Below are 15478 nucleotides of genomic sequence, written 5' to 3' on the forward strand. Positions count from 1 at the left end.
GAATGAGATGAATGGGCTTTCCTGATTGATGGGAGAGTCCATTTTCTTCTTTTTAAATAAAATATAACCCTCTAGCACCTTATAAGAATGAAATGGATGCACAATCAAAGCTATATGGTAAAATTGTAAATAAACAAACCAGGAGGTGATAAGAATTGAATGACAAGATGCTTAGTGAAATATTAGATCACTATTCCATACATGCTTCGTCAATAGTATTTATTCGTCATAACGAGAATCTGACCTATAAAGTGACGGATGAATTAAGTGAGATGTCATATCTTTTAAGAATTCATAAAGCAGTTACTTCTGCTATGAGCGGTATACAACATACTTATGAAGGACTTAAGCTGGAGATGATGTTATTAGATGAATTGAGTGGAGAAACAGATATCCTTGTGCAGACTCCAGTTCGTAACATTGCGGGAGATTGGGTTACTCCAGTGACAGTAGTAGATGAGGTTATTCAATGTACGGTGTTACAATGGATCGAAGGCAGGGATATACAGAAGGATGAAGTGATCTCCCAAGAACACATTACTCATTTGGGAGAACAGGTGCGCGCATTGCATCAATTCGGAAGAACAATAGGGGTGAATACGTGCGAGTTCCGACCAAAGTACTCTAGTATTTCGGACAATGTATCAATGCTGGAGCAACTTGAAGTGGGCGTTTCGTTGGGGATTTTTGAGAAGAATGATTTAAAAAATCTAAAAAGATTCTTTGAGCTCCTTAATAATAGATTAGAGAATTACCCTCAGACTTCGGATACTTGGGGAATCATTCACGCGGATATTAATAAAGGTAATCTCCTTGTAACACAAGATGGGATAGGTATGATTGATTTTTGTCTATTTGGTTATGGCTATTATCTCTTTGATGTAGCGGGAGGTGTGCTAAGCTTTAAGCCGGAAGAGCGAGATCACTTTATAGCAGGGTACACTAGTAACTCATCCGTATTTACCGAGAAGGATATGAAGTTGTTGGAAGGGTTCATGATATTATTTATCCTTGGATTTTATGCCTTTCATATGGAAAATGAAGATAAGCATACTTGGATGAGAGAACGGATGCCGATATTTTGCAAGAAGTACTGCCTTCCTTATATAGATCATCAAAGTATTTTTTATGAGTTCTAGTAGGAAGATGAGTAGAGAATGATAGGGATGTTGCGAGAAGAAAGGGAAACTTTAAACTGAGGAGGATCTCTGATGAAGCCCAAGAAAAGATCGCCACTGAGAGTTTTTGTAGGGAAACACTATTTCGTCTATCGAAGGTATCTAAAGTGGGTGTGTGGAAGAGAAATATATGCAAAGAAGATATCTCTACAACGATTAGAATACATAGTGAGTTCGCATAACACACCATTACTAAGAGAATTGAAGAACGTGGATATGTGGTTGCAGCATAATAAAGTGATTAACTTGAAGATTGCATTGAAGCAATTAAATGGCATTATCCTACAGCCTGGAGAGACATTCTCTTATTGGAAGCGGATTGGCAAACCTACCAAGCGTAAGGGCTATCAAGAGGGAATGGTACTATTCTATGGGGATTTCAAAGCAGGTGTAGGTGGTGGACTATGCCAATGCTCGAACCTTATTTACTGGATTACATTACATACTTCGTTAACGATAACGGAAAGACACCGACATAGTTACGATGTGTTCCCAGATGCGAGAAGGACGCAGCCTTTCGGTAGTGGCGCGACTTGTGCATATAATTATTTGGATCTTCAGATTCGTAATGATACTGACGTTCCATATCAACTATGCCTATACATGGACGCTAACGATTTAGTAGGGGAATGGAGAGCAATGAAGCCGGAGCCTTATACATATGAAGTGTACGAGAGAGATCATCGGATTACGCTTGAGCCGTGGGGGGGGTATATGCGGCATAATATTATTCATCGTAAAAAGTACAATGAGCATAGAGAGTTAATAGATGATCAATTCATTACCGAGAATCATGCAATTATGATGTATCAACCGTTACTGAAGGGACCGGAGCAGAAGATTAAAGTGGAGAAAGATATATAACTTAAGAATCAACAAGAGAAGACCCTTAACATAAAAAAGACTAGAGCTCTTATTCCACAGTAGTTGGAATAGGAGTTGTTTTGCATCTTGTAACCCGACGATATCGGGATACTTTGGTGAATTTGCCAATCTGCAAATTTTAGGGTCATATCCGATTACCAGATTAAGTGGAACAGCATAGATTATAGCTAGAAACCACTGAGAATGAATTGTATTTTTCTTGGTTGAAAAGAGACAGGTAGTTCCAATGAGATGTGTTTAATCTGAACGTATTGGGTAAAGAAATAGTTGAGCGTGAATATTCAGTACTAGTTCACTTCGGGTGAAAAGGGTATATTAGATCTTTAATGTTGGAACTACGAGAGGATATGACCTATGAAAATAACACCAGAACAAACGATACAATTACATGGTTTTAATAACCTGACGAAATCTTTGAGTTTCAATATGTATGATATTTGCTATACCAAAACCAAAGAAGAACGCGAAGCTTATCTGGAGTATATTGATGAACAATATAATGCGGATCGCTTAACTACAATTCTACAGACGGTGTCTAGCATTATTGGGGCACATGTACTTAACATTGCGAAGCAGGATTATTTCCCACAAGGAGCCAGTGTAACGATGCTCGTATCCGAAGGCCCCGTGGAAACAGCACCGAAGGAATCTTTTAAAGAATCGCCAGGTCCATTACCAGAAACGGTAGTCATGCATCTAGACAAGAGTCATATTACAGTTCATACGTATCCTGAGTACCATCCCGATGAAGGCATAAGTACGTTCCGCGCAGACATTGACGTATCTACATGCGGAGAGATCTCACCCCTTAAAGCACTCAACTATCTCATTCATTCGTTCGACACGGACATTATGACAATTGATTATCGGGTACGAGGCTTCACAAGAGACATTAGTGGACACAAGTTATTTATTGATCATGATATTAACTCTATTCAAAATTACATTCCCGAAGAAGTCCGTGGGCTATATGACATGATCGATGTTAACGTGTATCAAGAGAATATATTCCATACCAAATGTAAGCTCAAAGTATTCGACTTAGATAACTATCTCTTTGGGTATACGAAGGGGACGTTAGACTCTATGGAACAAGATAAGATTACGGAGAGAATAACGGAAGAAATGAATGAAATTTATTATGGGAAGAATATGAATCGTAGGCGATAAGTCTGAAATCTGAAGCTCTGAATTGGAATTCCAAGCTTGGAAATATATGTGTTCTCTGTTACTATAAGTGTGAATGTAATTATTCGACACAATTCTATCAAACCCGTGAGTGTAGAGAGCTGTTTCCTTCATGAAGGGGTTGAAATGAGAGGTAACCGTGAGAAAAGAATCGATGACTGGCGTTTTATCTCGAAATGCGAAGCTTGGAACAGATCATCAATACCAGATTCGCAAAGTCTTATCTCAAAGTGAACTATCCGTTGTGTACATTGTACGTCATTTGCAGACTGGTACAACTAGCGTAATCAAAGAGTTCTTTCCGAGTGCCTTAGCTCGACGTTCTTCTGATGGGAAGAGGATCCAATGTCTGAATGCATTTCTTTCTCCACAGTATATGAAGTTACAGGAGGCATTCCAACGAGAAGTAATGGCGTTACGAGAGTTGCAACATCCAGGCGTGGTACGTTATGAGGATGATTTCGAAGCGAACGGAACACTATATCTAGTGATGGAGTATTGTCGGGGGATAACGTTGGAACGATTCGTAAGTAAGAGTAATCAGGGGTTGAATGCTGAATCTCTACGAACGATCATGCTTCCCTTGATCAAGGCGCTGGAATACATTCATCAACAAGGGTACGTTCACCGGGATATTAAGCCTTCTAATATTGTGATCGGAGAGGATGGATGCGGTAAATTGATTGATTTCGGGTCTGTTATTCGTTATACAGATTCTGATACCGAATATCCCATCTTCACTACGGCCGGTTACTCACCACTTGAGTTGTATTCAGAGAAGTCATTACAGACACCTGTCACGGATATTTATAGTTTAGCGGCTACCTTGCACTTTTGTTGTTTAGGTTCGGCACCTACAGCTGTACCCACACGACTATTTGAGGATAAGCTAGATTCGGTTCGTGCTGGGAATCGGGGTATTTCACCTGTCTTGTCACGCGTCATTCGACGGGGACTGGGGCTATCCGCGAATAAGAGATGTAGTTCTTTACGATGGTTTAGAGTGGCACTTCAAGCAGAATATATGATGCACAAAAAAAGCGCGATCCGACTAATGGGTCGTAAACCCTAAGTCGAATTGCACTCACTTTCGAAGGAACGAGAGCTCCAACACTCGGATTAGGCGGAGTGTTGGCTATCGTTTCCTGTATAAATGGTAGTAACGGGTTTAACTGCTTTGTAACGAAGTTCAATTTCGGTCTTTCCATCTTCAAAGGTAATATACAATTTATCATTGAAGTGGAGGGCTTCTTTTTTATTTCTAAGTAGAGGTGTTTTCCTTGAAAAGAAGTTAACGGCCATGATTTAACTGGAATGTCTGTAACGCTAGCAGTATTTAAGAAGTAGCCCTCTAGGCGTCCAGCAAATTCAGGTTTCGGACGTAGCCAGAAGAATACAAGAATCCCAGCTATGACAATAACAGCCACGGCAGCGCCAATGATTTTGTAGATCGTATATTTGGATTCTATCGAGAAGTGGAAGAGAGCAGTCACTGTTCCGCCTTCAGAATCTGTGGCAACAAGAGATATATCAGATTGCCCCGTACGTTTGGGTGTTAAAGTTAGCGTAGATCCAAGTAATGTTGGGGCAAGATCGAGTTCTATTTCCCCATCTTCTTTAATGAATGTCATATCTAATGACCCTGGGAATAGATAATTATAAACCGACCTTTGAGACTATATTTGATGAAGCAAATTACAGGCTTGCATCAAAGCACTATGATGAGATTAGAAGTGTGGGTATGGAAGATATTGAACAGGTTTCAAAAAATACTGGTTTATCAGCAGAAGAAATAAGCGCAGTGAAGCAACACATCTTTTTTGATTCACATAAATAACGCATTAGTTACACAGAACAAGTCGATTATGGTCAGAAACCACCATGATTGACTTGTTTTTTATTTTTGTGTTCTTGCGCTTTTACAAAGCTACTCGCAACTGTAGATTATTCTACAGCAATCATATATAGCATGATGAAGTACAAAACCGAGAACAAGGCGGCGAGTCCACTGACGAGACTAAAAGTCGGATGACATAGTAGTTATAATTGGTAAAAAAGGTGGATACTTTCTTTCAGTAGGGGTTATGATTACTTCTTAGGGGACGGGTAAAAATATCAATGATTCAATACAAAAAAAATTGATTGAAATTACAAGATCACAAACTGCAAGAGCGGCCATTAAAATGCCACTCCTAAACAAGTATGGAAAGCACATAAAAGGAGTATTTAGAATGGCTGAATTTAATAAGATAGTTCATACTTTTGAACAAAATTTTTTAAGAGATGGAATAAGTCAGATTGAAGTAAAAGAAGCATTCGGAGAAGCTAAGCCCGCAGACTTAGAGTATCTAACTAATTTATTTGAGACGTTTAGCGAGTGGTCTGCCTTTTATAATGATGATGATTTAGAAGATTTAAAAAGATACTCTGTTCCAGAGTCTATTGTGGAATTTTATCGTAACTTTGAACCTCAATATTTACCTGCATTAAGCGGAGGGGTAATATTAATGGGGCTAGAGTCGATATGAGTGCATTAACATTCCTGACGAAATTGCTAATAATTATTCTGATGACGAACCTCTTGTCTTAACTTATGACTTAATAAAACGATGTCTTCCGCAAGTAGCAATCTCATTTAGTGAGTTTTAAGATAAATTAGCAAATGAGGAATTTGAAAATATTGAGAACGAATTTTTATTGGGTTAATATCTCAATAAAACCAACCAACCAACGAAATACTAACAGACCTGAATAATTGATGAATTGAGAAGATATACTCCACTCGAAATGAGTGGAGTATTTTTTTAAAGAAGAAGGAAGTAAGGAAGAAGAGGTAGGGACTGTAGTGATAGCAGGGACAGCCGCCGTCGTGAGTCAGGCTGTGTCGGATATAGCCTGAGGAGAGTATGAAATCAATGGTAATTGTACATGAAGCTGGTATCCTTAAAGGTGAATAGATTGAAGCAAGCAGGTATTGCTATTTCCGTAGGCTGTGGGGACGTCGTTAGAGTGCCGAATTAGTGGGTTCATACCTTTGCTTAGTAAAGTGTAATAGTCGTCGGCTTATGAATTATCGGAGTCAACAAATAGACCTCGTGATCCTATAAAGGGATCACGAGGTCTATTGCTATTCCAATACTACATTAGTACGGACATCTTTTTCATCCGTAAGCTGTCTCATTTATTTCTCGTTAATCTTAACTCCTGTGATCTGAACCTTCTCGCTTGGCGTGCTCATCTCACCGCTCATACCTACTTCAACAGGTGTAGCAGCAATCTGTTTCACAATATCCATTCCATTCGTTACTTTACCAAAGATGGTATAGTTCGGTTGGCTATTAAGTGAAGCACTATCATCACCAGTACAGATGAAGAATTGGCTACCATTCGTGTTTGCACCTGCGTTAGCCATAGCTACAATACCAGGTTCATATTTATAACTAGTCTTCTCATCTTCGAATTGATACCCAGGTCCGCCCATGCCTGTACCTTGTGGATCCCCGGTCTGAATCATAAAGGATTCAATAATACGGTGGAAGATCACGTCGTCGTAGAACCCTTGTTTAGATAGGAATACAAAGTTGTTGACGGTTTTTGGTGCATCTTTAGCAAATAATTCGATGGTGAATGTTCCTTTTGAAGTTGTCACTTCAGCTTCATAGGATTTGTTGACGTCAATCTCCATAGCTGGAGGGTTGTCCCAACTCTTTGCTTCCTGTGCTGCAGGAGCCTGTTCAGAGGGTGTTTCTTCAGCTGGCTTTGTTTGTTCTGTCGTGTTACCTGCCGCTTGATCCGATGTTGTCTCTCCGGATTTTGCGTTGTTATTACCGCAAGCACCCAGTAATAGAGCTGCGGAAATAAGCAGAATTAACGGCAATAATACATAATTCTTTTTCATAAATGCTGTCTCACTCCTTCATTACAAATCTTGTCTTATCATATCGAGTTTTTGCAGAAAAATCTAGTTTACCTCAAGTGAGCTTCTTACATCTACCAAAAAATGAAACCAATGTAGGGTTAGTCACGTTTAATATTTATAATGTGAATGATTGATTGGAGGGTACATCATGTTTCAAGATTTAAATGTACGTCTCGCGGAAGTGAAAGAGCAAGGTCGCAAGTACAAGAAGTGGGAAAAGCGCATTGCAGAGCTAGAACAGGACTTATCTCGGTATGAGAGTGAAGCGCAGAACTGGAAACAGCGGCTCGACGAGGAAGAACATGATGTAGAGAGTCTGACAGGTATGACGTTATCTAATCTAATCTACAGTATGTTGGGTAAGAAAGAAGATAAGCTCGAACGTGAACAGCTTGAGGTTATTGAAGCGAAGGCGAAATATGATGAAGCGTTACGTACGTTGAAGGCTACGAAAGACGAGATACAAAAGGTGCATCAAGATCTCTCTCAAGTAAGAGGTTGGAAGGTGGAATATGCAGCAATCTTACGCCAAAAGGAACAATCCATTCTGCATAATAATACGGAACTGATGGTGCTTGTTGACCGACAAACGGAACTAACACGAACTATGAAAGAGTTGAAGGAAGCAATTCAAGCAGGAATCTTGGTCGTGGAGAATCTGGAACGTGCAACAGATGGACTTCAGAAGGCGAGAAACTGGGGTACTTATGATATGCTTGGTGGCGGAATGATATCGACCCATTTGAAGCACAACAATATTGATGATGCCATGGATTATATCCACGGTGCACAGTGGGAATTGAGCCGATTCTCAAAAGAACTGAGAGATGTACAGATGACGACATCTATTGAGATTGATATGGGTGACTTTCTTAAATTCAGTGATTATTTCTTCGATGGGTTCATCACGGATTGGATGGTCCAAGGGAGAATTAATGATACATTAGATCAAGTGGAAGATAAGTTGTACGCCATAAATGAGATACTTCGACAGTTGGAGAATGAACATAGGACGCTAGAGTCTGAGCTTACAACGGTGAATGATCAATACGTAACGGCCCTTGAACAAGTTGAATAGAACCTAAGGAGGTAAGGAACGATGAGTTTTTTTGATAAATTGAAATCAGGTGTGTCTGAAGCAGGAAATAAGGCTAAGATCGCTGTAGAAGTTAATCGTCTTAAGATGCAGAACAGCTCTAAGCAGAGGGAGATCGAAGAACGGTACCAAGAGATTGGGAAGTCCGTCTTTCAGTCATTAACGAATAAGGATCAAGCATTGAATGATGAACAACTAGAATCCTTAGTACAGGAAATACTTACGCTGAAAGATGAGATTCAGAAGAACCAGGAGCATATTGGTTATGTGGGTGATCAGAAAGAATGTGCATGTGGTGAAAAAGTTCCGATGACGGCACGTTATTGCCCAGCATGTGGGCATGCGTTTGAAGTGATTGATATTGATTGATACGTTTCACATTTTTTTTGAAAAAATAAAGGTGTAAACCAAAAGCAGGACCATCCTATTTCATGGTCCTGCTTTTGGTTTGTGTTTATCCGAATGATTCAACTATAGGACACGATTCTTCGTATGCAATGCATCACAACAAATAGCGAAGATAGATATAGATCGTTGAAATGACAATAGACAGAATCATGAGTGGGAATCCGTATTTAAGAAATGTCATAAATTTAATGGGTTGTCCTTCTTTGGCAGATAACCCCGCGACGATGAGATTCGCACTAGCCCCAACTAAGGACCCATTCCCACCTAGGCAAGCCCCTAGAGCAAGACTCCACCATACGGGTTCGAGATTACTTATACCCATCGAACCCATATCTTGAATTAAGGGAATCATGGTGGCAACAAAGGGAATGTTATCTACAAAAGCAGAGGCGATAGCGCTTAGCCATAGGATGAGCATAGATGTGGATGCCACATCGCCCCCTGTAAGAGCTATAGCATGTTCTGCTAAGGCAGTAATAACACCCGTCTCAATTAACCCTGACACGAGTACGAACAATCCGACGAAGAAGAATATGGTTGTCCATTCGATTTTGGCAAAAGCCTCCTCAAGGAAATGTTCACCCGTTAGAAGAAGCAATAGAAAAGCGCCGGTTAAAGCAACGGTAGCTGATTCTAGATGTAGCATTTGATGTGTGAAGAACCCGATAATCGTAGCTCCTAACATCGTCAAGCATTTGATAAGGAGTGTATGATTCGTGATGACGGATTTCTCATCCATGTCCATCAGGCCCTGCATTAACTCGGGTGTTGTCTTCAATTGTTTACGGAAAATGAGAATAAGAACAGGAATCATAACTAACATAATAATGATGATAACTGGCGTTAGATTCTCAATAAAGGCCATAAACGTTAATTCTTTTACAGCACTTCCGAGCATAATATTCGGTGGATCCCCAATCATCGTGGCTGTTCCACCAATGTTAGAAGCTAAAATCTGAGCAAATAAGTATGGAAAAGGATTAACTCGTAATTGACGGGTTATGCTGAATGTAACGGGAACCATTAACAATACAGTCGTTACGTTATCTAAGAATGCTGATGATAGTGCTGTAATGACAGTCAGTGAGATCAGAATACGAATGGGATGTCCCTTGGCCTTCTTTGCAGCCCAAATCGCAATGTACTTAAATAATCCCGTCTCAGCCGTAATGTTGACCATAATCATCATACCGATCAGGAGACCTAAGGTATTAAAATCAATATGATGTAATGCGGTCTCTTGGTCAACAATTCCTAAGATGACCATAAGGATACCGCCAATCATGGCTACGATCGTACGGTGTATTTTTTCGGATATGATAAATCCATATGCAATGAGGAAGATACCTACAGCTAGAATCGTCTGGTGTTCCATACAAGCCTCCTATAATTCTTGGGTTTACAACAACGGCAGAAATAGCCCGCTCATGGCAGGCTGTCTGTCATCTAATAAATCAATAGTGCCATTATAGAGGATAATGAAATTTACAACAAGGAGTATTGAAATGATTAAACAATGGTGGAAGGAATGTGTTGTGTACCAAATATATCCCGTAAGCTTCATGGATAGTAATGGTGATGGGATAGGGGATATTCCAGGGATTATATCTAAGCTTGATTACCTACAGAATCTCGGTGTAGAAGTGTTATGGCTCTGTCCTGTATATAAGTCACCTAATCATGATAATGGGTATGATATTAGTGATTATTGTGACATCATGAGTGATTTCGGGACGATGGAGGATTTCGATAGTCTACTCACTCAGGCCCATGCGCGCGGCATGAAGATTATGATGGATCTTGTTCTGAATCACACGTCAGATGAGCATCCATGGTTCATTGAATCCAGGTCTTCAACAGATAATCCGAAGCGAGATTTCTATATTTGGCGTAAAGGGAAGAATGGGGGACCACCCAACAATTGGGAGTCTTATTTCAGTGGTTCTGTATGGCAATATGACCAGAGTAGCGATGAATATTATCTTCATTTGTATTCGAAACATCAACCGGACTTGAATTGGGAGAACCCCGCGGTTGTTGATCATATTTATGACATGATTCATTGGTGGCTCAAAAAAGGGATTGATGGTTTCCGCTTTGATGCTATCGCACATATTGTAAAGGCAGTAGGACTACCTGATGCAATTAATCCTGACCATCTGCCCACAGTACAAGCTTATGACATGTTCTCCAATCTAGAGAATGTGCATACAGCATTACATCAGATACATAACAACGTGCTGTTTCACTATGACATTATGACAGTTGGAGAGACATCTGGGATTGGTCCAGAGCAGGCACTGGATTATGTCGGCGAATCGCGCAGTGAACTTAATATGGTATTTCAATTTGAACATATGAAGTTAGATTCACAATCTTCTGGAACTGGGAAATGGGAGAGAAGAGCGTGGACGTTACTTGAACTGAAGAAGATTATTAGCCATTGGCAAGTTGTTCTCCACATAGACGGATGGAATGCCAATTACTTATCTAATCATGACCAGCCTAGATCCGTATCTCGTTTCGGTAATGATGGGAAATATCGAGTGGAGTCAGCGAAGATGTTAGCGACCTTCAATCATATGCTGGAAGGAACGCCGTACGTTTATCAAGGAGAAGAGATTGGCATGACCAATATTCACTTACAATCCATTGATGATTATCGAGATGTGGAGACGTTAAATTATTATGAACAGTCGATGAGACAAGGAATACCGGAAGAGAAGATTATGCAAGCTTTATGGGACAAGAGCAGAGACAACGCGCGTACGCCCATGCAGTGGAATAACACCGAGAATGCAGGATTTACAATAGGCACACCTTGGATCGCAATCAATTCTAACTATGGTGAGATTAATGTAGACCAGAGCCTTAACGATCCTCAATCGATCTATCATTATTATCGTAAACTGATCAAGTTAAGACGAGAGCATGAGGTCATCGTGTATGGTGAATATAAGCTAATCCTTCCTTTACATTCTGAGATCTATGCATTTACAAGGACTTTAGGGCATGAGCATCTGCTTGTTATATTGAATTTTTTTGAAAAAGAGTCCATTTTCGAGCTGCCAAACCATTTGGATGAGAAGAGTATAGGCGACGTGATCATTTCTAACTATCAGGTACGTTGTGAGGAGGATCTGAAGTCTTTACCTCTTCGTCCATACGAAGCTAGGGTGTATCGGATGACTACGAAGTAGTAATCGTGGAGATTTGCAGAGAATAAGGGATCATATACGATGTGACGACTGTGATGGTGAGGACAGTTGGCTATCATTGCGGCATGTTACACCAGTTATGGATTTTCTGCGGGTCTTGTATCGGATCAGTCTTTTTTTGGTGATGGCTAAAATTGAAAAGATGATCACGGATGATTATACTTAAGACAAAGGTATTAGTTGTAGCGGGACTTCTTTTATCTATTGTTGACCCATGGAAGGAAGTTAGAAATGAACACTCAATCACAGATCGAACAACTGAAACAATTTAAGCATGATATTACTCGGTTTATGATGGTTTATAAGTTTGCATTAGATGAAATGGAGACGAAAGTTGAAATATTGAAGGAAGAATTTCAGACATTACATGATTATAGTCCCATTGAACATACGAAGTCGCGGTTAAAGTCACCAGAGAGTATTATGAAAAAGATGGTTCGCAAAAATTTCGATCTATCCTTTGAAGGTATGAGGAATAATATTAAAGACATTGCTGGTCTGCGTATTACGTGCTCTTTCATTTCAGACATTTATCGCATCCAAGACATGTTACAGAAGCAAGATGACCTGATCATCCTAGAAGTGAAAGATTATATTAAGAATCCCAAGCCCAATGGGTATAAGAGTCTTCATTTATTGCTTCAAGTTCCCGTATTTCTATCGGATGGCGTGGAACATGTGTGTGTCGAAGTACAGATTCGTACGATTGCCATGGATTTCTGGGCAAGTCTAGAGCACAAAATATTCTACAAGTATAATCAATCTGTACCCGAACAACTTATCCAAGAGTTGAAGGCTGCTGCAGATTCTGCTAATGCGTTAGACATACAGATGGAGCGACTTAATGATGAGATTCAAGAAATAAAGGATGCTCAACATGAAGGTTCCATGGATGAATTGAAACGGATTATGATTAATAATCAGCAGTTTCATCTTCCCACAGATCTTATGAAGCTACTTGATGGCAGCCGGTAAATTGCAGCAGATACAATTATAAAGCCATCCATCTGCCCATTGACTTTAGATGGGAATATTGGTAAATTAATTTCATCCTAACCAAAGGGGAGAAATTTTGATGACGGGGTATGTTCTTAACTAATAAAACTCCATATGGACTGATTGTACGCTAAGAAAATTTCGTTCGAGAGAGAGCGAGTTTATTTAAATATAAGAAAATTTAAGTTAATCTCATACTTAATTCTTATATTTCTCGTTGAAACGGATACCGTCCTTATAAGGACGATGAAGCCGAATCTACGATTCTTATGCCGTATGGTGGTCTTGGACTAGTTAAGAACACGCGAAGCATCAAACGGCGCCTTTGGCTGTTTATTTCTTTGTAAATATAGAATGAATGGGAGTTCCTCGTCACGTAATGTGATGATGAGGAGACGTTCTATTCGGACTATACGCGATCGTGCTCTTGGAGCACGATTTTTTGCGTTTACATAGGAAATGAACAACTGGATTCGAGGGCAAAGAATGACATTCGTCATTTCTTTGCCCTCTTTTTGTTTTTTCATAATAAAAGGAGGTTCATGTACAACATGGATAATGTAACTTTAAGTATGTTGGAGTATGACAAGATGAAGGAAAATGTTATGGAATATGCGGTATCCTATGCCGGAAGACAGAGAGTTACAGAACTGCATCCCATGGATCAGATCAGGGCGATTCAACGTGCGATGGAGGAGACAGATGAGGCCAGAGCGCTGATAGAGAAAGGTGCCAGCATTCCACTACCTTCCTTAGAGGGAGTCGAGTACGTCGTATCTTTATTGAATACAGGTTACATGTTTACGGAACAGGATCTGATGGCGATGTATACCTTTCTCAATAGTTGCAACCAGTTGAAGAAGTATATGGCGAGTAAGGGGCACATTGCACCTGTTATTAGTACGTATGCCTTGTCACTCGATGATCTCTCTAAAGTGAGGAGTGAGATTGAGCGTTGTATTCAATATGGGAAAGTGACGGACCAAGCGAGTAAGAATCTGGAGCGAGTTAGGAAGAAAATCGTGGTCATTAAGGAACGTATTCAGAAAAAGTTAGCGAGCGTTCTATCTAGACACCAAGCCATTCTACAAGAGAGTTTAGTAAGTGTAAGAAATGGGCGTTACGTTATTCCAGTGAAGAAGGAGTATCATAAGCAGTTCAAGGGCGTCGTGTTGGATCAATCGACTAGTGGACAAACGGTTTATATGGAACCAGATGAAATCTCAGATCTTCAAGTCGAGATGAATATGTTAGAAGCTGACGAAGCAAGGGAAGAGGGAATAGTGCTGTATGAATTAACTCTTTTACTCGAGGCGGACGTGGTAGCGATACATCTGAATATCGAGATCACAGGGACATATGACTTCATTATTGCCAAAGCGAAGTATGCACGGTCCATTGGAGGGATGGCTGTCCAGTTGAATGATAAGGGCATCATCAGTGTTCGTGGAGCCAAACATCCCTTACTACTACAGAAGATGATTCCGTTATCTGTTGAGATCGGAGAGGGATATCGATCGTTAATCATTACGGGACCGAATACAGGTGGTAAGACGGTTGCTCTCAAAACAATGGGCCTACTCACACTCATGGCGCAATCCGGCATGTTGGTACCTGTGGAGGCTGGTAGTATGTTCGCTGTATTCTCCAATATTATGACTGTCATTGGTGATGGTCAAAGTATCGAACAATCACTTAGCACGTTCTCAGCGCAAATTCAGAGGATCACCCATATGGTAAGTGCTGCGGGTCGGTCTACATTCTTATTGATCGATGAGTTGGCAGCAGGTACAGATCCGGGTGAAGGCATGGCATTGTCCATTGCGATACTGGAAGAATTAAATCGTAAAGGTGCCAGTATGATGGTCACAACCCATTTTAATGAGTTGAAGACCTTTGCTTCTCGAACGGATGGATTTCAGAATGCTCGTATGGAATTCGATGTAGAGACGTTGGAACCCTTATACCGTCTCACGATCGGAGAGTCAGGGCAGAGTTATGCGATTGAGATTGCTCAGAAACTTGGCATGGCTTCTGTCATCGTAAATAGATCGCGGGACATCATCACGAAGCAGGATCATCCCATGTCCGGAGATTGGGCGCAACATGTGTTCATCGAAGGTAGTGAGAATGTAGCTGAAGCGGAATCTATGAAAATCAAACCATCGGGTGAAGGATACCCAATGGGAACAGGAAAACGTGTGATGAGAGAGGCAACGGATCATGACAACAATACAAAGAAGAAACTGGCGCCCTCTGCTACATTCGAAGTGGGTGATAGTGTCTATGTGAGCACCTTCGGGAAGACAGGGATTGTCTATAAATTAGAAGACAGCATGGGCATGGTAGGCGTGATGATTCAGAAACATAAACACCAAGTGAACAAGAAACGACTCCAATTATTTCTGGAGAAAGGTGAACTGTACCCCGATGATTATGATATGAGTATTATTTTTGATTCCAAAGAGAATCGGAAGAAGAGACGAACTATGGAACGTAAACACGTAGAGGGACTGCATATTACAAGAGGACCAGGAGAAGAATGATGATGATTTTCTATGTTCATGAATAACTGTTGAAATGAATAAAG

14 protein-coding genes are annotated in these 15478 nt (G+C 40.4%); 11 read left to right on the forward strand and 3 right to left on the reverse strand.

The window, feature by feature from the left end:
• Positions 1–155: 155 nt before the first annotated feature.
• From AC1D7X_RS06400 to AC1D7X_RS06415, 4 genes are all read left to right on the forward strand, one after another.
• Complete coding sequence (locus AC1D7X_RS06400) at positions 156–1139, forward strand: phosphotransferase enzyme family protein (RefSeq protein WP_495455952.1); 984 nt, start codon at positions 156–158, stop codon at positions 1137–1139.
• A 72-nt stretch (positions 1140–1211) separates the two neighbouring features.
• Complete coding sequence (locus AC1D7X_RS06405; RefSeq protein ID WP_495455953.1) at positions 1212–2042, forward strand: VanW family protein; 831 nt, start codon at positions 1212–1214, stop codon at positions 2040–2042.
• A gap of 375 nt (positions 2043–2417) precedes the next feature.
• Positions 2418–3233, forward strand: coding sequence for an adenosylmethionine decarboxylase (gene speD / locus AC1D7X_RS06410; RefSeq protein WP_495474870.1), 816 nt, complete (start codon positions 2418–2420; stop codon positions 3231–3233).
• Positions 3234–3390: 157 nt separating this feature from the next.
• On the forward strand, positions 3391–4323 hold the full coding sequence (locus AC1D7X_RS06415) for a serine/threonine protein kinase (protein WP_495455955.1): 933 nt from the start codon (positions 3391–3393) through the stop codon (positions 4321–4323).
• On the opposite strand, the gene AC1D7X_RS06420 is transcribed toward AC1D7X_RS06415, so the two are convergent.
• Positions 4250–4882 (reverse strand): hypothetical protein, encoded by a 633-nt coding sequence (locus tag AC1D7X_RS06420; RefSeq protein ID WP_495474871.1) that lies wholly within the window; start codon positions 4880–4882, stop codon positions 4250–4252. The two genes, AC1D7X_RS06415 and AC1D7X_RS06420, sit on opposite strands and share 74 nt — an antisense overlap.
• 5 nt (positions 4883–4887) lie before the next feature.
• On the opposite strand from AC1D7X_RS06420, the gene AC1D7X_RS06425 reads away from it, so the two are divergent.
• Together AC1D7X_RS06425 and AC1D7X_RS06430 are read left to right on the forward strand one after the other, a co-directional pair.
• Positions 4888–5088 carry a hypothetical protein gene (locus tag AC1D7X_RS06425; RefSeq protein WP_495474872.1) on the forward strand — a complete coding sequence of 67 codons (201 nt, stop codon included), beginning with the start codon at positions 4888–4890 and terminating at the stop codon, positions 5086–5088.
• A gap of 394 nt (positions 5089–5482) precedes the next feature.
• Entirely contained in the window at positions 5483–5779 is a 297-nt protein-coding gene (locus tag AC1D7X_RS06430) for a hypothetical protein (RefSeq protein WP_495455958.1), read from the forward strand.
• Between the two features lie 653 nt (positions 5780–6432).
• Here AC1D7X_RS06430 and AC1D7X_RS06435 read toward each other — a convergent pair.
• Positions 6433–7149 (reverse strand): peptidylprolyl isomerase, encoded by a 717-nt coding sequence (locus AC1D7X_RS06435; protein WP_495474873.1) that lies wholly within the window; start codon positions 7147–7149, stop codon positions 6433–6435.
• Positions 7150–7318: 169 nt separating this feature from the next.
• On the opposite strand from AC1D7X_RS06435, the gene AC1D7X_RS06440 reads away from it, so the two are divergent.
• The gene (locus AC1D7X_RS06440) at positions 7319–8248 is read left to right on the forward strand and encodes a hypothetical protein (protein WP_495455960.1); all 930 of its coding nucleotides are present in this window, start codon (positions 7319–7321) and stop codon (positions 8246–8248) included.
• 21 nt (positions 8249–8269) lie between these two features.
• The gene (locus AC1D7X_RS06445; protein ID WP_495455961.1) at positions 8270–8635 is read left to right on the forward strand and encodes a zinc ribbon domain-containing protein; all 366 of its coding nucleotides are present in this window, start codon (positions 8270–8272) and stop codon (positions 8633–8635) included.
• A gap of 133 nt (positions 8636–8768) precedes the next feature.
• Here the strand turns inward: AC1D7X_RS06445 and AC1D7X_RS06450 are convergent, their stop codons facing one another.
• Positions 8769–10049: an ArsB/NhaD family transporter gene (locus AC1D7X_RS06450; RefSeq protein ID WP_495474874.1), complete on the reverse strand. Its 1281-nt coding sequence runs from the start codon at positions 10047–10049 to the stop codon at positions 8769–8771.
• Between the two features lie 130 nt (positions 10050–10179).
• On the opposite strand from AC1D7X_RS06450, the gene AC1D7X_RS06455 reads away from it, so the two are divergent.
• The 3 genes from AC1D7X_RS06455 to AC1D7X_RS06465 all read left to right on the forward strand — a co-directional run bounded on the left by AC1D7X_RS06455 (position 10180) and on the right by AC1D7X_RS06465 (position 15434).
• Positions 10180–11874, forward strand: coding sequence for a glycoside hydrolase family 13 protein (locus AC1D7X_RS06455; protein ID WP_495455963.1), 1695 nt, complete (start codon positions 10180–10182; stop codon positions 11872–11874).
• Positions 11875–12123: 249 nt separating this feature from the next.
• A complete protein-coding gene (locus AC1D7X_RS06460; RefSeq protein WP_495455964.1) occupies positions 12124–12867 on the forward strand; it encodes a GTP pyrophosphokinase in 744 nt (247 codons plus the stop codon).
• 572 nt (positions 12868–13439) lie between these two features.
• Positions 13440–15434: an endonuclease MutS2 gene (locus AC1D7X_RS06465; RefSeq protein WP_495474875.1), complete on the forward strand. Its 1995-nt coding sequence runs from the start codon at positions 13440–13442 to the stop codon at positions 15432–15434.
• The last annotated feature ends 44 nt before the right edge of the window (positions 15435–15478 follow it).

It is taken from the genome of Paenibacillus sp. Y568 (genome assembly GCF_059445545.1).

Bases quoted from the DNA above. Each gene is read 5' to 3' on its own strand.
- AC1D7X_RS06405 (WP_495455953.1), top strand. From the start codon at position 1,212: ATGAAGCCCAAGAAAAGATCGCCACTGAGAGTTTTTGTAGGGAAACAC.
- speD (WP_495474870.1), top strand. From the start codon at position 2,418: ATGAAAATAACACCAGAACAAACGATACAATTACATGGTTTTAATAAC.
- AC1D7X_RS06420 (WP_495474871.1), bottom strand. From the start codon at position 4,882: ATGACATTCATTAAAGAAGATGGGGAAATAGAACTCGATCTTGCCCCA.
- AC1D7X_RS06425 (WP_495474872.1), top strand. From the start codon at position 4,888: ATGACCCTGGGAATAGATAATTATAAACCGACCTTTGAGACTATATTT.
- AC1D7X_RS06430 (WP_495455958.1), top strand. From the start codon at position 5,483: ATGGCTGAATTTAATAAGATAGTTCATACTTTTGAACAAAATTTTTTA.
- AC1D7X_RS06435 (WP_495474873.1), bottom strand. From the start codon at position 7,149: ATGAAAAAGAATTATGTATTATTGCCGTTAATTCTGCTTATTTCCGCA.
- AC1D7X_RS06440 (WP_495455960.1), top strand. From the start codon at position 7,319: ATGTTTCAAGATTTAAATGTACGTCTCGCGGAAGTGAAAGAGCAAGGT.
- AC1D7X_RS06445 (WP_495455961.1), top strand. From the start codon at position 8,270: ATGAGTTTTTTTGATAAATTGAAATCAGGTGTGTCTGAAGCAGGAAAT.
- AC1D7X_RS06450 (WP_495474874.1), bottom strand. From the start codon at position 10,049: ATGGAACACCAGACGATTCTAGCTGTAGGTATCTTCCTCATTGCATAT.
- AC1D7X_RS06455 (WP_495455963.1), top strand. From the start codon at position 10,180: ATGATTAAACAATGGTGGAAGGAATGTGTTGTGTACCAAATATATCCC.
- AC1D7X_RS06460 (WP_495455964.1), top strand. From the start codon at position 12,124: ATGAACACTCAATCACAGATCGAACAACTGAAACAATTTAAGCATGAT.
- AC1D7X_RS06465 (WP_495474875.1), top strand. From the start codon at position 13,440: ATGGATAATGTAACTTTAAGTATGTTGGAGTATGACAAGATGAAGGAA.